Genomic DNA, 17,050 nt, shown 5'->3' with positions numbered 1-17,050 from the left:
TCCGTATGTCACTGGTTCGAGTCCAGTCAGAGGAGCCAAATTTGAAAAGCCTGCTTTTGAAGCAGGCTTTTTGCTTTTGTGCGTTCTGGAAAACTGCCGGGTGGCGGCTTCGCCTTACCCGGCCTACGGGACTGTAGGCCCGGTAAGCGCAGCGCCACCGGGCAAAGCAAGCTTAACCGGCATCCCGGATCGACGTTCCAGCTCTGCGCCCGCCCCCTCGTTTATTAGCTGTGCCCGCAACGCGGGGGTAATCGGCAGCGGCACTTTATTGGTTGATTCAAATTCTGCGCGGTTACGCGACAGCGGTTCGTGCACTTCCACCCAGCGGCTGCCGTCTGGCTCCGTCGTCACTTTTACAGGCTGATCGATAAGCTGCACGCGCGTGCCTGGCGACACATTGTCGAAAAGGTATTTGATATCGTTATTACGCAGACGAATGCAGCCCTGACTGACGCGCAGGCCGATGCCGAAATTCGAGTTGGTACCGTGAATGGCATAAAGCCTGCCAATATAGAGCGCATACAACCCCATCGGGTTATCCGGCCCGGCGGGCACGAATGCGGGCAACGTTTTTCCCTCTTTTGCATATTCACGCCGGGTGTTTGGCGTGGGCGACCAGGTTGGTCCTTCCTGCTTGCGCTCGACGGCTGTCACCCAGTTGCGTGGCGTTTCGCGCCCGGCCTGGCCAATACCAATGGGAAACACCTCAACGGTATTGCTGCCTGGCGGATAATAGTAAAGGCGCATTTCCGCCACGTTCACCACGATGCCTTTGCGAACCGTATCGGGAAGAATGAGCTGCTGAGGTACCACCAGTCGGGTACCGGATTGCGGTAAAAACGGATCAACACCGGGGTTTGCCTCAAGCATGTTGCTCAGCCCCTGCCCGTGCTGCGCGGCAAACGCTTCAAGCGGCAAGGTGTTGTGGTCCGGTACGGTAATAACCTGCGTGCTGCCCACCAGCCGACTCCCGGCGGGCGGCAAAGGATAACTCACCGCCTGGACACTCTGGCTTATGAGCAAGGCAGCCAGACAGCCCAGCACATTTCTACGACGCATATTCCCTTCCTTAGTCGCTTCACTATTTGCTAAGCATAGCGTAGCCGCTTTGCATTACCCATCAGGAAATAAAATCAGTTTCCTCGTGCCGCCCGTCGCGGTAGTCTCATAGATCGCGTCGTTATGACGATGGCTTTGTGAGTAACCTTTTCTTATACCAATAAATAAAAAATCAGTGCAGACAGGACAACTATGGACTCCACCCTCATCTCCACACGTCCCGGCGAGGGGACGCCTTGCCTTAACCGTGCCCGCCGCGCCGCCTTTGGCAGCTTCGCGGGGGCCGTCGTGGACTGGTATGATTTTTTGCTCTACGGCATCACCGCCGCTCTGGTCTTTAACCGCGAATTCTTTCCGCAAATTAGCCCCGCCATGGGCACGCTCGCCGCGTTTGCCACCTTTGGCGTCGGCTTCCTGTTCCGCCCGCTGGGCGGGGTGATCTTCGGCCACTTTGGCGACCGACTTGGCCGCAAACGCATGCTGATGCTCACCGTCTGGATGATGGGGATCGCCACTGCGCTCATCGGTATTTTGCCGTCGTTTGCCACGATTGGCTGGTGGGCTCCGGTACTGCTGGTCACCCTGCGCGCCATTCAGGGTTTTGCGGTGGGCGGCGAATGGGGCGGCGCGGCGCTGTTATCGGTCGAAAACGCACCGAAAAATAAAAAGGCGTTCTACAGCAGCGGTGTTCAGGTTGGGTACGGCGTGGGTCTGTTGCTCTCCACCGGGCTGGTGTCGCTTATCAGCCACTTCACGACCGATGAGCAGTTTCTGAGCTGGGGCTGGCGCATTCCCTTCATCTTCAGCATCGTGCTGGTTATCGCCGCGCTGTGGATCCGTAACGGAATGGAAGAGTCCGCCGAGTTTGAACAGCAGCGGGAAAACCCCGTTGCCAGAAAACGGCTGCCGGTGATGGAGGCGCTCATTCGTCATCCTGGCGCTTTTCTGAAAATTATCGCCCTGCGCCTGTGCGAGCTGCTGACGATGTATATCGTCACCGCGTTTGCCCTCAACTATTCCACGCAGAACCTCGGCCTCCCCCGTGAGCTGTTCCTGAATATCGGTCTGCTGGTGGGCGGGATCAGCTGTCTGACAATCCCCTGCTTCGCCTGGCTTGCGGATCGGTTTGGCCGCCGCCGCGTCTATATTACCGGTGCGCTGATTGGCTCCCTCAGCGCCTGGCCGTTCTTTATGGCGCTGGAGGCACAGTCGGTCTTCTGGATAGTCTTCTTTGCCATTATGCTCGCCAACATTGCCCACGATATGGTGGTCTGCGTGCAGCAACCGATGTTTACCGAACTGTTCGGCGCAAGCTACCGCTACAGCGGGGCGGGCGTAGGATACCAGGTGGCGAGCGTCGTGGGCGGCGGATTTACGCCGTTTATTGCCGCCGCGCTGGTGACGTTCTCCGGCGGAAACTGGCACAGCGTGGCAGGCTACCTGCTGGCAGGCTGCCTGCTGTCGGCCGCCACGGCGCTGGTGATGAAAGAGACACACCATCCCTGATCTCCCTTTTGTTTCACAGGCGTGTGACATACTATCGGGTATAGCAGCACACCTGTGGAACAAGGAGACAGACATGAATAATAAGGGCTCCAGCCTGACCCCGGCTCAGGCACTGGAAAAACTCGACGCGCTGTACGAACAGTCCGTCAATGCGCTGCGCAGCGCCATCAGTGAGTACATCGAAACAGGGAAACTTCCCGACGAAAAGGCCAGAACCCAGGGCCTTTTTGTTTATCCATCGCTCTCTGTCACTTGGGACGGCAGCGCCAGTACCACGCCAAAGACCCGTGCCTACGCGCGTTTTACCCACTCCGGCTGCTACAGCACCACCGTGACCCGCCCTGCATTGTTCCGTCCTTATCTTGAGGAGCAACTCACTCTGCTCTATCAGGATTACGGCGCGCACATTGCCGTTGAGCCATCACAGCATGAAATCCCCTATCCGTACGTAATTGACGGTTCGGCGTTAACGCTCGATCGCTCCATGAGCGCAGGGCTGACGCGCCATTTCCCGACGACCGAGCTGTCGCAGATTGGCGATGAGACCGCCGACGGCATTTATCACCCGGCAGAGTTTTCCCCCTTGTCACATTTTGACGCCCGCCGGGTGGATTTCTCCCTGGCGCGCCTGCGTCACTACACCGGGACGCCAGCCGAGCATTTCCAGCCGTTCGTACTGTTTACCAACTACACCCGCTATGTCGACGAATTTGTCCGCTGGGGCTGTAGCCAGATCCTTGACCCGGAGAGCCCTTATATCGCCCTCTCCTGCGCCGGTGGGATCTGGATCACCGCCGAAACCGAAGCGCCTGAGCAGGCTATCTCCGATCTGGCATGGAAGCAGCACCAGATGCCAGCCTGGCACCTGATCACCGCCGACGGCCAGGGCATCACGCTTATCAACATCGGTGTGGGTCCGTCAAACGCCAAGACCATCTGCGACCATCTGGCGGTGCTGCGCCCGGACGTCTGGCTGATGATTGGTCATTGCGGTGGGTTGCGTGAAAGCCAGCTGATTGGCGACTACGTGCTGGCCCACGCCTACCTGCGTGATGACCACGTGCTTGACGCCGTTCTCCCGCCGGACATCCCGATCCCAAGCATTGCCGAAGTGCAGCGCGCGCTGTATGACGCCACCAAAGAGGTGAGCGGCATGCCGGGTGAAGAGGTCAAACAGCGTCTGCGTACCGGCACGGTCGTCACGACAGATGACCGTAACTGGGAGCTGCGTTATTCCGCCTCTGCCCTGCGCTTCAACCTGAGCCGCGCGGTGGCGATTGATATGGAAAGCGCCACCATTGCCGCTCAGGGTTATCGCTTCCGTGTGCCTTACGGTACGCTGCTGTGCGTTTCCGATAAACCGCTGCACGGTGAAATCAAGCTTCCGGGACAGGCAAACCGGTTCTACGAAGGGGCTATCTCCGAACACCTGCAAATCGGCATTCGCGCCATTGATTTGCTGCGGGCAGAAGGTGACCGGCTGCACTCACGCAAGCTGCGTACCTTTAACGAACCGCCATTCCGCTGATAACAATAAGGAAAAATAATGCACACCCCATCACCGTTATCGGCCCTGCGTCAGTGGCTACAGGAAAATAAGCTCGACGGGATGCTCGTCCCACGCGCGGATGCCTGGCAGAGCGAATACTGCGCGCCGTATGATGAAAAACTGGCCTGGCTGACCGGCTTTGATGGCTCGGCGGGGCTGGCTCTGGTGCTAAAAGACAAAGCCCTGCTTTTTGTCGATGGCCGCTATCAGGTTCAGGCCCGCGTGCAGGTCAACATGGATGAAGTAGAGATCCACCATCTGCACAATGAGCCGCTGGCACAATGGCTGACAGCCAACATTGAGGCTGGCACGCGGATTGGTTTTGAAGCGCTGCTGATGACCAATGCCGATTATGAGACGCTATCTGCGACACCGTGTGAAATGGTGCCGCTTAACCAGTCACCGTTTGATACGTTATGGACCGATCGCCCTGCCGCTCCGGCGGGGCTCATCCGCGAGATGCCCGTTGAAATCAGTGGTGAAAGCAGCGCCGATAAACGTCAGCGCGTTGCCGCCGTGCTGGCCGCGAACAATGCCGATTATCTGGCCGTGACCCTGCCGGATAACATCGCCTGGCTGCTTAACGTGCGCGGTTCAGATATTCCCACCAGCCCGGTTCCGCTCTCTTTTGCCCTGCTCAGTCGGGACGGTAGCGTTGAATGGTTCGTTAACGACAATAAGCTAAGCAACCTGCCTGATAGCGTGCGAAACGCTTTCACCATTGCGCCGCAGGATGCCTTTATTGAACGCTGCCAGCGCCTTTCTCACGGTAAACGGGTGATGGTAGATGCCGATTCAGCGCCGGTGGCTCTGCGTTTTGCCATTGAGCCACACGGTGACATTCTCTGGCGCACCGACCCCATCACGCTGATGAAGGCCAATAAAAATCCGGTAGAACTGGCGGGTTACCGGGAGTGTCATCATCAGGACGGTGCCGCGTGGGTCAATTTCCTGGCCTGGCTGAGCCGTGAAGTGCCCGCACGTGCGGCAGCAGGCCAGCCGCTGACCGAGCTGGAGGCCCAGGCACAGCAACTCGCGTTTCGCGAGTTGCAGCCAGGCTTTATTGAGCAAAGTTTTGCGACCATTTCGGCCTCATCCAGCAATGCGGCGATGTGCCACTACCACTCAAGCGAAGCCAGCAACAAACCCATCGGCCATGACCACTTTTATCTAAATGATTCTGGTGGTCAGTACCATAATGGTACCACTGACGCCACGCGTACCCTGGCGTGGGGCAAGGTCAGCCCACCGCAGCGCTTACACTACACCGCCGTGCTGAAAGGTTTTCTGTCGCTGATTACCCTGCAGTTCCCGTCCGGCACCCAGGGGCATCAGCTTGATGCCTTCGCGCGTCGGCCGCTGTGGGAGATGGGACTGGATTTCGATCACGGAACGGGCCATGGCGTGGGTCATCAGTTGCTTATCCATGAGAACCCGCATCGCATCGCTAAAAAGGTCAACCCGTGGCCGCTGGTGGCGGGCAATATTATGACTATCGAGCCGGGATACTATCTGGCGGATAGCCATGGGATCCGCATTGAAAATCAGGTGGAGATTGTGGAAAGCTCTCCAGGATTCTGCAAATTTGCCTCGTTGACGCTGATCCCAATCGATCTTAGCCAGGTCGAACTCAATCTGTTAAACGAGCAGGAAAAGCAGTGGCTGGATGAGTATCATCAGCAGGTGCGCGAAGCGCTGTCACCGCTGGTGGAGAGCGACGCGCGTCCGTGGCTGGTGGAAGCGACGGCGCCGATTCGTGTTAACCGGTAGTGCGGTTTATTGCCCGGTGGCGCTGCGCTTACCGGGCCTACAGTCTCGTAGGCCGGGTAAGGCGAAGCCGCCACCCGGCAGTTTTCCAGAACGTACAAAAGCAAAAAGCCTGCTTTAAAAGCAGGCTTTTCAAATTTGGCTCCTCTGACTGGACTCGAACCAGTGACATACGGATTAACAGTCCGCCGTTCTACCGACTGAACTACAGAGGAATCGTGTGAACGGGGCGCATATTATCGATGCTACCCGGTGTTGTCAAAGGCAGAATGCAGATTTCCGATCGTTTGCCGATTTATTCAACATTTCGCACATTTGTCAGGCATTGTGCCGCGGATATTTCCAGAGCCAGCGCCCACTTACCATACGCCAGTAGAACAATGCCCCACGCACGGCCCAGTCAAGGAACATCCCCAGCCAGACACCGACGACCCCCATACCGAGCATGACCCCCAACGTATAACCCGCTACCACACGGCAACCCCACATGCCGAGCATAGACACCCACATCGCAAAGCGGGCATCGCGTGCCCCTTTTAACCCGGCAGGCAGTACCCAGGACGCCGCCCAGATCGGCATAAAAGCTGCATTGAGCCAAATCAGGATTTTAACGACCTCTTTAACATCATCTTCGTGGGTATAGAACGAGGCCATCAGCCCGGCAAAGGGCGCGCTCCCCCACGCAATTATCGTCAGACCAATGGTCGACAGCCAGAAGACATGGCGCAGTTGGCGCTCCGCCTGCCCTATCTGCCCTTTGCCGAGCCGTTTACCGGTGATAATGGTGGAGGCCGACCCTAAGGCGTTACCCGGCAGGTTAATCAGCGAGGCGATGGAGAAGGCAATAAAGTTACCGGCAATCACATCTGTCCCCATACCGGCAACAAACATCTGGGTAAGCAGTTTACCGCCGTTGAACAGTACCGACTCGATACTGGCAGGAATACCAATCCCCATCACTTCCCAGATAATGGCGAAGTTAAAGGGCCGGAAGTAGCTTTTTAACGTGAGGCGCAGCGATGGCGTGATCCCCGCCATCAACACCCCGAGGATGGCTGCCGCACCAATGTAGCGGGAGATTGTCAGCCCCAGCCCTGCGCCAACAAACCCCATTCCCTCCCAGGAGAAAACACCGTAGATCAGGACGCTACTGATCATGATATTCAGGATGTTCATTCCGCCGTTGATCAGCAGCGGAATTTTTGTGTTGCCCGCCCCGCGCAGCGCGCCGCTACCGATCAGCGCGATAGCCGCAGCAGGATAGCTTAAGACCGTCATTTCCAGATAGGTCAGCGCCAGATCCTTAACTTCATTCGTCGCTTCACCCGCGACAAAGTCAATAATCTCTTTGCCGAAATAGTGGATCACCGCCGCCAGGATGATCGAAAAAAGGGTCATGATCATCAGCGACTGCCGGGCGGCTTCGCGTGCACGCTTCGGATCCAGCTTGCCCAGGCTAAAGGCCACCACCACCGTGGTACCAAGATCGATTGCGGCAAAGAAAGACATCACCACCATGTTAAAACTGTCCGCCAGCCCGACCCCGGCCATCGCCTCTTTACCCAGCCAGCTCACCAGGAAGGTGCTCAACACCCCCATCAGCAGAACGCAGGTATTCTCCAGAAAAATAGGTACGGCAAGCGGGGTGATTTCACGCCAGAACAGAACACGATAACTTTTACGTTTTGCATACCATGGCGTGCGCATAATCGCCTGGCGGAGAGTGGCAGTAACGTTCAAAATGGACCTTAGCGAGAAAAGTTGAAACTCCATTTCAAATGATGGGGGAGAAAAGCTCATCCTGCAAAGTATTTTCCATAAAAAGATGTCTGGATTTGCAACAAACTGATGACAGAATCGGCAATCGATCGCTAATCACTAAGATCAGGTTTGACAAAACTTTTTTGGCCGCTAAGATAAGCCTCCACAACGATTCCTCTGTAGTTCAGTCGGTAGAACGGCGGACTGTTAATCCGTATGTCACTGGTTCGAGTCCAGTCAGAGGAGCCACATTCTGAAAAGCCCGCTTTTAAAGCGGGCTTTTTGCTTTTCTGGTGAGGAAAAATGGACGCTTTGTTTGTCTACGGTACGTTACGCCCGGGCCATTCAAATGCATATATTCTCGAAAGCATCGGCGGTGAATGGCAGGCCGGTTTTGTCACCGGGACATTTTATGCGCGTGGCTGGGGCGCTGCGGCAGATTTTCCGGGTATCGTGCTGCACGCCGATGGCCCGCGCGTTGAGGGTTATCTGTTTATCTCCAGTAACCTTGAGGCACACTGGCCGATGCTGGACGAATTTGAAGACGGCTACGATCGGGTCGAGGTCATGGTGACCACCGCCGAAGGTGACCAGGTTAAGGCCTGGATCTATCAGCTTCAGCCGCGCTCTGCGTAATAAAAAAGGCTCTCTGTCACCAGAGAGCCTTTTTTGCAATCAGCAGCGATTATTCGCTTTTGGCTTCAGCGTTTTTGATTTCGCCCATCACTTTCAGCTTTTTGGAGATGTCACGACGCTCTTTAGACAGCTCAGCGTTTTTGATGATGTAGTCATCAACGCGGTCTTCGTAGTCGCTCTTCATGCTGGCGATGATGCCCTGAATAGCTTCAACGCTCATACCTGGCTTAATGTAGTCGCTCAGGTTATCCAGCAGCAGAACACGTTTCTGGTTGTCACGGATCTTCTTCTCAACGTCCTGGATTTCACGCTGCAGTTTGTTTTTGCGGCGGAACAGGCGGACGAATTCCAGAACATCCTGGAACGAAGGCTTGGTAGTTTCCATTTTTACACCCCTGATAATGTGAGATTCGGATTCGTTAAAACAACCGTTGTACCAATAACCTTACTGACAGCGGCTGCGAATGACAATGAGTATATCGTTTAAAACTATCATAACCCCAATTGATGCTGAATCGAAGCAGCAGCCGTCACATATGGCAATAGCTGCTCTTTATTTGCGCAGTGCGCGGCAAATGAGATGCGACAGCAACTCAAGCTGACGCGCCAGCTCCATGCTCAGCCAGACGTAACCATGGATTGGGGTTTCCGCTACGTTATCGCCCTGTCGCTCGTTGATCAGCTGTTTCAGTTCGGCAACGATCTCATTCAGACGCTCGCTGTTTGCGAGGATGGGCTGCGGGTTACCTTCATAAAGGGCATGAGCGATGGTCAGCAGGGTTTGCTGCGTCATCTGCTGCGTCTCCTTCAGCGTCTGCGCGTTCAGCATTAACAGATGGCTGGGGCGCGAGGCCCAGTGCGCGTTGATTTGCAATTCAAGCATGCAGACCAGATTGCGGCTCACGGTCTGGATAGCTTCGAAAATCGATTTCTGAATATGGGTCTCTTTGCTGGCAGGGGTAATCAGACCGCGCATTTTGACCACGTCATTAAGGATCTGCTGAAGGTGCTTCTCCAGCCGGGGACGTTCGACAAGATTAGGTGAAAAACCGGCCTGGTAGACACGGTTAAAAGCGGTGACATAATTTGCCATCTGAATGCGCCAGTGCAGGAAAGCGCGCTGCGGCCAGATACCGGTGAAAAGCATCGCCAGCAGTGAACCAAGGATAACATCCCCGCTTCGCCACAGTGCCGTGGTCATATCACCCGCTGGCGCGCCGACCACCACCGCGAGGGTGATACCAATCAGCAGTGCCTGATAGGGCTTTTTACCCAGCGCCAGCCAGCCGCAGAGGAACATGGCGACACCGCACCAGGCCAGCATCACCGGAAATGAAATAAGCTCCAGCTTCAGGGCAATCAACCCAAGGGCTGAACCAAAAACCGTACCGCCAATGCGTTCGAAGGCACGCGGGACAACGTTCCCCCAGAACGAGATAGGCCCCATGACGACCACCAGCGTGATCAGTGGCCACGTTCCTTCAGGAACATCCAGTAAACGGACCAGCACAAACGTCAGAACGAATGCCAGCGCGATACGGCACCCATGAACCACGCGGTAGTGTTTATACAACCGAATTTCGAAAGACGTTAATGATTTGTCGGGACGCACACCCGCTCTCCAGCTACACGGCAAATCACAATTGTACTGTGTTTTCAGCCGGGCGGATCACACCCGGCTGAAAAACCCTGTATTTAACAGGACTACCCCGCTTTATGCTCTACAGCGATAAACATTTCGATGTCCCAGTACCCGTCGGCGTTGCCATCATTGAGATAGCGCTCGAAGCACGGTTTCAGAGCCATCTGGAATTTGTTGTCCTGCAAAAGGGAGTTAAAGAACTGGTACCACGGCGTGGCGAAGTCATAGTTTTCAACACGTGCTTTCGCAACGGCGTAATCTCCGGCCGCAATTTCCGTCATCATCACCCCTTCGCTGTTTTCCGGGATAACGAAATCATCCGGTACCGTAACGGCCGTATCGCAGCGCAATTTTTCTGCCGGGACTTCGTCCGGGTTATCGTAATAAACCGCAACCCACTCCAGCGGCTGAATGTGTCGGCCATCGACCCACATGACCAGCTGTTCAAAGCCCTGTTTTACCGTGTGTTCCCATGGCCCGACCAGGTGAAAACCGGCAATCTTACGTTTCTTTTCCTGCCTGATGCTGTAGTCCATACTGCCTCCGTTTATCACTGTATATTTATACACTATAAAGCAGAATTTCTATAATCGGCAATCAAGGAGTGTTTATTATGTGAGCAGACTCGCAACCCTGCCAGTCTGCCCAGAAAGGTTAGATTTTGTGGTGCAGATAATCACTCAGACGGGAGAAAAGGCCACCTTTATCAACGCGCTCCAGCGTCACCAGCGGCCAGTGAGCGACCACTTTATCGCGGTCGTATAACTGGATCTCGCCTACCCGCTGATGGGCGGCTATCGGCGCTTCCAGCTCTTTTGTATCCAGCACGTATTTTGCCTTGATGTTCGGTACTTCTGCTTTCGGTAATGCCAGCCAGAAATCCTGGTCGGTGCCCAGGTTCACCTGTTCTTTATCGCCGTACCAGATCCGCTCGGTGCCCACTTTTTTACCGTTGTGCAGGATCTGCACGGTATCAAAATTCTGTTGTCCCCAGTGCAGCAGTTTACGGGCCTGATCCTCACGCCCTTTCGGACTGTCTGCCCCCATCACTACGGCGATCAAGCGACGCTGACCGTCCACGGCGGAAGCAATCAGGTTAAATCCGGCCCCTGACGTGTGCCCCGTTTTCAGTCCATCCACGTTCATGGTCTTATCCCAGAGCAGACCGTTACGGTTTTGCTGCGTGATCCCATTCCAGGTCAGGCTCTTTTCACTGTACATGTGGTAAAACTCAGGCTCGCCGTGGATGATGGCTCTGGACAGCACGGCCAGGTCATACGCAGAGCTGTGCTGGCCTGGGGCATCCAGACCATGAACGGTTTCGAAGTGCGTATCGCGCAGATTCAGCTTTTGCACATAGTCGTTCATCATCTTCACGAACTGCGGCTGACCACCGGCCACGTGATCCGCCAGCGCCACACAGGCGTCGTTACCGGAATCAACAATCAGACCGCGGCTGAGGTCGCGCACAGAAACGCGGTCACCCTCTTTCAGGAACATCAGTGACGAACCGTCAAAGACAGGGTTACCTTTTGCCCACGCGTCGCGCCCGACGGTGACAATGTCATCCGGGGAAATGCGGTGGCTATCAATAGCGCGGTCAACAACGTAGCCGGTCATCAGCTTGGTGAGACTCGCCGGGTTGCGTTGTTGATGTTCGTTGCCCGCCGTTAAGATTTGACCCGTAGTGTAATCCATCAGTACCCAGGAGCCGGCCTGAATGGCCGGAGGCTGCGGCGAAAAATCCAGCGGTTCGGCCGCAAAAGCAGATGAGACACTCGAAGCGAGTAAAGAAACAGCAATAAACAGACGGCGTTTCAACGGTATATCCTCAGGTCATTAAAAATCGATGACCTTTTTACGGGAGTTCTGGTGTCGTTACCTGGCTTAATTGCAAAAAAATGTGACAGGAAGCATGTTTTTCCCGGAAGCACGCTCGCAAATTTGCGGTATGACGGCGCTTTTTATTCGGTCTGTCCCTCACGATCGTTTACCATAGTGACGTCACTTTTTAACAGGATGGTATTACTGGTGTCTGACTCTGCCGCACGCCCGACTTTTTTATTCCACGACTACGAAACCTTTGGCACCCACCCGGCGCTGGACCGACCGGCGCAGTTTGCCGCCATCCGCACTGATGACGAATTCAATATTATTGGTGAGCCAGAAGTCTTTTACTGCAAACCTGCCGATGACTACCTGCCGCAGCCCGGCGCGGTCATGGTCACGGGGATAACCCCCCAGGAAGCGCGGGAAAAAGGCGTTAACGAGGCAGAGTTCGCCCGCCGTATCCAAGATCTGTTCACCGTTCCCCATACCTGCGTGGTCGGGTATAACAATATCCGTTTCGATGATGAAGTGACGCGCAACATCTTCTACCGCAACTTCTACGATCCCTACGCCTGGAGCTGGCAGAACCGCAATTCGCGCTGGGATTTGCTGGATATCATGCGCGCCTGTTATGCCCTGCGTCCGGAGGGGATTAACTGGCCAGAGAACGAAGACGGATTGCCAAGCTTCCGGCTGGAGCACCTGACGCGCGCCAACGGCATTGAGCACAGTAATGCCCACGACGCGATGGCCGACGTCTACGCCACCATTGCCATGGCGAAGCTCGTTAAAACCGCACAACCACGCCTGTTTGAGTATCTGTTGAGTCATCGCAGTAAGCAGAAACTGATGACGCTGATTGATGTGCCGCAGATGAAACCGCTGGTGCATATCTCCGGCATGTTTGGTGCCTGGCGCGGCAACACCAGCTGGGTGGCACCGCTGGCCTGGCACCCGGATAACCGTAACGCGGTCATCATGGTGGATTTAGCCGGGGATATCTCCCCGCTGCTGGAGCTCGACAGCGATACCTTGCGTGAGCGCCTCTATACCCCGAAAGATGCGCTGGGAGACCTGCCCGCGGTGCCGGTCAAACTGGTGCATATCAATAAATGTCCCGTGCTGGCGCAGGCCAATACGCTGCGCCCGGAAGATGCCGACAGGCTCGGGATCAACCGCCAGCACTGCCTGGATAACCTTAAAATACTGCGCGAAAATCCGCAGGTGCGCGAGAAAGTCGTCGCCATATTTGCCGAAGCCGAGCCATTCGTGCCGTCCGAAAATGTGGATGCGCAGCTGTATAACGGCTTCTTCAGCGATGCCGACCGTGCTGCGATGAACATCGTCCTGCAAACCGAACCGCGTAACCTGCCCGCGCTGGACATCACCTTTGCGGATAAACGCATTGAGAAGCTGATGTTTAACTACCGCGCGCGTAACTATCCCGGCACGCTGGATGAAGCTGAGCAGGAACGCTGGTTGCAGCATCGCCGTAATGTGTTTACGCCTGAATATCTGCACGGCTATGCGCAGGAGCTGGAGATGCTTTACGGCCAATACGAAGGGAATGAAGAGAAGCAGGCGCTGCTGAAAGCACTGTTCAAGTACGTACAAGAGATAGTCTGAAATTCAACGATAAAAAAACCGGAGGCGATGGTCTCCGGTTTTTTTTGCCCGGTGGCACTGAGCTTACGCAGGCCTACGGGTTTTGTCGGTCGGGTAAGCGTAGCCGCCACCCGACACGGTATTACGCAACGTCTTCGTACTGAGGAACCGGGTTACGGAAGCTCTTCGTCACGCAGGCCAGGTAAACCAGACCAATACCACCCCAGATCAGCCCCAGAATCATAGAGCTCTCTTCCAGGTTAATCCACAATGCACCGACCGTCAGCGCACCGCACATTGGCAGAACCAGGTAATTGAAGTGGTCTTTCAGCGTTTTGTTGCGCTTCTCACGGATCCAGAACTGCGAGATCACGGAGAGGTTAACAAAGGTAAAGGCCACCAGCGCACCAAAGTTAATCAGTGCCGTTGCCGTCACCAGGTCAAATTTAATGGCCATCAGGGCGATTGCGCCAACCAGCAATACGTTCCACGCCGGAGTACGCCATTTCGGATGAACGTAGCCGAAGAAACGGGTTGGGAACACTCCGTCACGACCCATAACATACATCAGGCGAGAAACCCCTGCATGCGCAGCCATACCAGAAGCCAGAACGGTAACGCTGGAGAAGATCAGTACGCCCCACTGGAAGGTTTTCCCTGCTACATACAGCATGATTTCAGGCTGTGAAGCATCCGGCTCTTTGAAACGAGAGATATCCGGGAAGTAGAGCTGCAGGAAGTAGGAGGCACCAATGAAGATCATGCCACCAATCAACGCAGTCAGGAAAATGGCTCGTGGGATCACGCGTTCTGCATCTTTGGTCTCTTCAGACAGAGAAGAGATACCGTCGAAGCCCAGGAACGAGAAGCACAGAATAGTCGCACCGGTGATCATCGGCACCACATGTGCCCCTTCAGACCAGAACGGACGAGAGCTGACCAGCGTGCCCGCGCCTTCACCGTGAGAAACACCGTAAATGATCAAACCCACAATAACCGCAACAATACCCATTTGCAGAATAACAATCAGGGTGTTGAAGTTCGCCACGGTCTTAATGCTGCGCAGGTTAGAAATGGTCATAAAGGCCACTAACGCAACAACAAAGAGCCACGACGGTACGGAAGGTACCAGCGCTTCGAAGTAAATTTTTGCCAGCAGAATGTTGATCATCGGCATGAACAGGTAGTCCAGCAGCGATGACCAGCCCACCATAAAGCCAACCGCCGGGCTAATGGATTTCTGGGCATAGGTGTAGGCAGAGCCTGCAGACGGGAAACGGCGAACCAGTTTACCGTAGCTCAGCGCTGTAAAGAGAATAGCGACCAGTGCAAAGGCATACGCCGTTGCCACGTGACCGTCAGTAAGGCCTGATACGATACCGAATGTATCGAACAGCGTCATTGGTTGCATATAGGCAAGGCCCATCATAACAACCGGAATCAACGTAAGTGTTTTACGTAATTCCACGCGAGAGGTGTTTGGAGTTGCGTTATGCGACATAGTTATTCTCCTTTACGGTGATAACCGCCACGTAAGCGAAAAATTGCCCCATTTCTTTCTTCCTCAGCGACAACAACTGTCGGATTTTAGTAAATATCTATCCGGTACGAAGCCCGGCCTCTTGGTTTTTAGTTTCGTTTCATACATGCAAAAAAAAATAACCGACGCCTTTTATATCGTCGATTATTCCTTTGGTTGCTGCGGCGCATTTTGCCCCACATCAGATACAAAACGCAATACTTTACAAAGGCATTGTAAATATTCCTGCGCTAACTGGCTGATTTGTGGACGCTGCTCTGCGTATAGACAGCGGCGATAGCACTATTTGCTAAAATTTCGTCCCGCCACCAGGCGCTGGCTAACCCCGCCGTTTGTTCATTCCAGCCAACCCAGACCGATTCATTACTGCTTTGAGCCAGCACCTGTTTTTCAATCAGCGCGCCGCTATCAAGAAATCGCTGCGCCAGATAGCGAGGTAAATAGCCGCAACCCAGCCCACTGATTTGCAATTCCAGCTTGGTTTTAAAATCAAAAACGGTGATGGCCTCCTGCTCATCAAGCAGCTGCGACGATACTGCACATTCCGGCCGTGAGCTGTCGCCCACCACAATGGCACGGTAACCTTTAATAACGCGCCGGTTAATGGGCTCGGGCTCCCGGGCCAGCGGATGATGCGGAGCAACCGCAAAAACTTGCTCAAGTATCCCGAGGCGGGCAAACCCAAAATCGCTCAGTTGAGGAGGTTCATGTAATGCGCCGACGATGATATCCGCCCTCCCCTGAACCAAGGCCTCCCAGGAGCCGCCCAGTACACCATTAATGAAAATCAGCCGGGTCACGCTGTGGCGCTGATAAAACGCTTCAATCAGCGGCGTCAGAAGGGAAAACGGAAAAGTATCGTCAACGCCAATCACCAGTTCATTTTCCCAGCCCTGATGAAGTTTGATGGCCTGTTTTTCCAGTTCGCGGACGGTGTGCAGCACTTCACGCCCTTTTTCCAGCAGCATTTGTCCGGTGCGGGTAAAGCGGGCCCGGTGGCCAGAGCGATCGAGGATCTGGATATTCAGATCGCTTTCCAGTTTATGAACCGTGTAGCTCAGCGCTGAAGGGGTTTTGTAGAGCTTCGCTGAGGCAGCCGCAAAGCTGCCTTCTTTTTCCAGTGCATCCAGAATAATGAGAACATCCAGCAGCGGTTTCATGTTCGCCCCCTTCCGGTGTGCGATAGATTCCGCCGGAGGGCTTATGCCATGGGCATCACCAGCGGATCGGGATACTGATACTCAAAACCCAGCTCATGACAAATGCGGTTGCCATCAACAATTTTGCCTTTGCTTTCGTCCTTTGTCTCACCAAAAACGGGTGGCGCCAGGCCCAACTGACGCGCCATCAGCGGGTAAAATGTGCTTCGCGCAGGATGAGAGGGTGCACATATATTATAGATGTGCCCGCCCTTTGGAGCCTGTAAGAGGAGCTCAATTGCCCCGACAACATCGTCTAGATGCACCAGATTCACCACATGTTGCCCATCGGGGGCAGACTTGCCGGCAAAAAAGCGTCCCGGGTGTCGTCCTGGGCCAACCAGCCCCGCCAGACGCAGGATATCAACCTGCGTTCCCGGCAGGTTGTGCAGCCAGTCTTCCAGCTCTTTCAACACTTTTCCGCTCGCGGTAACAGGACGGCGCTCGGTAGTCTCCTTCACCACACCTTCAACATCACCGTAGACCGAGGTTGAGCTGGTAAAAATAATACGCGGCACATCGTGTGCCAGCGCGCTGTCGACAATCTCCTGCATCGCCTGCAGATAGAACGATTCGCCCGGACCGCTGCGACGCGCGGGAAGCGTAATGACCAGCGCATCCACATTCATCAGCGTGTCCAGATCGTCAGTATCACATACCAGCTCTGGTTCAAGACGCAGCTCGACGCCATCAATACCGCACATGCGCGCCGCCTCCACGCCATCCGCCGTGGTTTTGCTCCCGGTCACATGCCAGCCTTTCGCGGCTAATGACATCGCCAGCGGCATTCCCAGCCATCCTAAACCGACAATCGCGACCTTTTTCATGTGAATTCTCCTGACTCTCACTCGTCTCTCATAAGGCTACGCCAGCGCAGCAGAACACACAATTCATAGCATCAATATGAAATGAATTAATGATCAAAAAAAGCCCTTGCAATGTGTCACACAACTGGT

15 protein-coding genes and 2 tRNA genes are annotated in these 17,050 nt (G+C 54.9%); 6 read left to right on the top strand and 11 right to left on the bottom strand.

From position 1 onward, the window contains the following. Positions 1 to 123: 123 nt before the first annotated feature. A complete protein-coding gene (gene ldtA, locus AX755_RS20835; protein WP_029881837.1) occupies positions 124 to 1,059 on the bottom strand; it encodes a L,D-transpeptidase in 936 nt (311 codons plus the stop codon). 192 nt (positions 1,060 to 1,251) lie between these two features. Here ldtA and shiA point away from each other — a divergent pair, with 192 nt between their 5' ends. From shiA to AX755_RS20820, 3 genes are all read left to right on the top strand, one after another. After that, positions 1,252 to 2,565 carry a shikimate transporter gene (shiA, locus tag AX755_RS20830; RefSeq protein ID WP_062857366.1) on the top strand — a complete coding sequence of 438 codons (1,314 nt, stop codon included), beginning with the start codon at positions 1,252 to 1,254 and terminating at the stop codon, positions 2,563 to 2,565. Positions 2,566 to 2,638: 73 nt separating this feature from the next. Next, on the top strand, positions 2,639 to 4,093 hold the full coding sequence (locus AX755_RS20825) for an AMP nucleosidase (protein ID WP_062857365.1): 1,455 nt from the start codon (positions 2,639 to 2,641) through the stop codon (positions 4,091 to 4,093). Between the two features lie 18 nt (positions 4,094 to 4,111). After that, the gene (locus AX755_RS20820) at positions 4,112 to 5,884 is read left to right on the top strand and encodes an aminopeptidase P family protein (protein ID WP_062857364.1); all 1,773 of its coding nucleotides are present in this window, start codon (positions 4,112 to 4,114) and stop codon (positions 5,882 to 5,884) included. Between the two features lie 136 nt (positions 5,885 to 6,020). On the opposite strand, the gene AX755_RS20815 is transcribed toward AX755_RS20820, so the two are convergent. Both AX755_RS20815 and emmdR read right to left on the bottom strand, forming a co-directional pair. Then, a tRNA-Asn gene (locus AX755_RS20815) sits at positions 6,021 to 6,096 on the bottom strand. 103 nt (positions 6,097 to 6,199) lie between these two features. After that, positions 6,200 to 7,654 carry a multidrug efflux MATE transporter EmmdR gene (gene emmdR / locus AX755_RS20810; RefSeq protein ID WP_120727113.1) on the bottom strand — a complete coding sequence of 485 codons (1,455 nt, stop codon included), beginning with the start codon at positions 7,652 to 7,654 and terminating at the stop codon, positions 6,200 to 6,202. A 161-nt stretch (positions 7,655 to 7,815) separates the two neighbouring features. On the opposite strand from emmdR, the gene AX755_RS20805 reads away from it, so the two are divergent. Together AX755_RS20805 and AX755_RS20800 are read left to right on the top strand one after the other, a co-directional pair. Then, a tRNA-Asn gene (locus AX755_RS20805) sits at positions 7,816 to 7,891 on the top strand. Between the two features lie 54 nt (positions 7,892 to 7,945). Further along, entirely contained in the window at positions 7,946 to 8,278 is a 333-nt protein-coding gene (locus AX755_RS20800; protein ID WP_062857363.1) for a gamma-glutamylcyclotransferase family protein, read from the top strand. A 49-nt stretch (positions 8,279 to 8,327) separates the two neighbouring features. Here AX755_RS20800 and AX755_RS20795 read toward each other — a convergent pair whose 3' ends face one another. From AX755_RS20795 to dacD, 4 genes are all read right to left on the bottom strand, one after another. Next, entirely contained in the window at positions 8,328 to 8,663 is a 336-nt protein-coding gene (locus AX755_RS20795) for a DUF496 family protein (protein ID WP_010432067.1), read from the bottom strand. A 168-nt stretch (positions 8,664 to 8,831) separates the two neighbouring features. Then, on the bottom strand, positions 8,832 to 9,890 hold the full coding sequence (locus tag AX755_RS20790) for an FUSC family protein (RefSeq protein ID WP_013097836.1): 1,059 nt from the start codon (positions 9,888 to 9,890) through the stop codon (positions 8,832 to 8,834). A gap of 92 nt (positions 9,891 to 9,982) precedes the next feature. Then, positions 9,983 to 10,456 carry a DNA gyrase inhibitor SbmC gene (sbmC, locus tag AX755_RS20785; RefSeq protein ID WP_013097837.1) on the bottom strand — a complete coding sequence of 158 codons (474 nt, stop codon included), beginning with the start codon at positions 10,454 to 10,456 and terminating at the stop codon, positions 9,983 to 9,985. Positions 10,457 to 10,574: 118 nt separating this feature from the next. Next, the gene (gene dacD / locus AX755_RS20780; protein ID WP_062857362.1) at positions 10,575 to 11,741 is read right to left on the bottom strand and encodes a serine-type D-Ala-D-Ala carboxypeptidase DacD; all 1,167 of its coding nucleotides are present in this window, start codon (positions 11,739 to 11,741) and stop codon (positions 10,575 to 10,577) included. Positions 11,742 to 11,939: 198 nt separating this feature from the next. On the opposite strand from dacD, the gene sbcB reads away from it, so the two are divergent. Then, positions 11,940 to 13,376 carry an exodeoxyribonuclease I gene (gene sbcB, locus AX755_RS20775; RefSeq protein WP_373371641.1) on the top strand — a complete coding sequence of 479 codons (1,437 nt, stop codon included), beginning with the start codon at positions 11,940 to 11,942 and terminating at the stop codon, positions 13,374 to 13,376. Between the two features lie 121 nt (positions 13,377 to 13,497). Here sbcB and AX755_RS20770 read toward each other — a convergent pair whose 3' ends face one another. From AX755_RS20770 to AX755_RS20760, 4 genes are all read right to left on the bottom strand, one after another. Beyond that, positions 13,498 to 14,856, bottom strand: a complete 1,359-nt coding sequence (locus AX755_RS20770) for an APC family permease (protein ID WP_013097840.1) — start codon at positions 14,854 to 14,856, stop codon at positions 13,498 to 13,500. Continuing rightward, positions 14,846 to 14,908, bottom strand: a complete 63-nt coding sequence (gene yoeI / locus AX755_RS25475; RefSeq protein WP_099458931.1) for a membrane protein YoeI — start codon at positions 14,906 to 14,908, stop codon at positions 14,846 to 14,848. Before yoeI ends, AX755_RS20770 begins: the two co-directional genes overlap by 11 nt. A 217-nt stretch (positions 14,909 to 15,125) precedes the next feature. Then, positions 15,126 to 16,055 carry a LysR substrate-binding domain-containing protein gene (locus tag AX755_RS20765; protein ID WP_013097841.1) on the bottom strand — a complete coding sequence of 310 codons (930 nt, stop codon included), beginning with the start codon at positions 16,053 to 16,055 and terminating at the stop codon, positions 15,126 to 15,128. Between the two features lie 41 nt (positions 16,056 to 16,096). After that, positions 16,097 to 16,921 (bottom strand): SDR family oxidoreductase, encoded by an 825-nt coding sequence (locus AX755_RS20760; protein ID WP_013097842.1) that lies wholly within the window; start codon positions 16,919 to 16,921, stop codon positions 16,097 to 16,099. Between the last annotated feature and the right edge of the window lie 129 nt (positions 16,922 to 17,050).

The sequence above is a fragment of the Enterobacter sp. SENG-6 genome, from assembly GCF_001605945.1.
Classification (GTDB): Bacteria; Pseudomonadota; Gammaproteobacteria; order Enterobacterales; family Enterobacteriaceae; genus Enterobacter; species Enterobacter cloacae.
This window is presented reverse-complemented; position numbering and strand designations above follow the sequence as displayed.

Bases quoted from the DNA above. Each gene is read 5' to 3' on its own strand.
- ldtA (WP_029881837.1), bottom strand. From the start codon at position 1,059: ATGCGTCGTAGAAATGTGCTGGGCTGTCTGGCTGCCTTGCTCATAAGC.
- shiA (WP_062857366.1), top strand. From the start codon at position 1,252: ATGGACTCCACCCTCATCTCCACACGTCCCGGCGAGGGGACGCCTTGC.
- AX755_RS20825 (WP_062857365.1), top strand. From the start codon at position 2,639: ATGAATAATAAGGGCTCCAGCCTGACCCCGGCTCAGGCACTGGAAAAA.
- AX755_RS20820 (WP_062857364.1), top strand. From the start codon at position 4,112: ATGCACACCCCATCACCGTTATCGGCCCTGCGTCAGTGGCTACAGGAA.
- emmdR (WP_120727113.1), bottom strand. From the start codon at position 7,654: ATGGAGTTTCAACTTTTCTCGCTAAGGTCCATTTTGAACGTTACTGCC.
- AX755_RS20800 (WP_062857363.1), top strand. From the start codon at position 7,946: ATGGACGCTTTGTTTGTCTACGGTACGTTACGCCCGGGCCATTCAAAT.
- AX755_RS20795 (WP_010432067.1), bottom strand. From the start codon at position 8,663: ATGGAAACTACCAAGCCTTCGTTCCAGGATGTTCTGGAATTCGTCCGC.
- sbmC (WP_013097837.1), bottom strand. From the start codon at position 10,456: ATGGACTACAGCATCAGGCAGGAAAAGAAACGTAAGATTGCCGGTTTT.
- sbcB (WP_373371641.1), top strand. From the start codon at position 11,940: ATGGTATTACTGGTGTCTGACTCTGCCGCACGCCCGACTTTTTTATTC.
- AX755_RS20770 (WP_013097840.1), bottom strand. From the start codon at position 14,856: ATGTCGCATAACGCAACTCCAAACACCTCTCGCGTGGAATTACGTAAA.
- AX755_RS20765 (WP_013097841.1), bottom strand. From the start codon at position 16,055: ATGAAACCGCTGCTGGATGTTCTCATTATTCTGGATGCACTGGAAAAA.
- AX755_RS20760 (WP_013097842.1), bottom strand. From the start codon at position 16,921: ATGAAAAAGGTCGCGATTGTCGGTTTAGGATGGCTGGGAATGCCGCTG.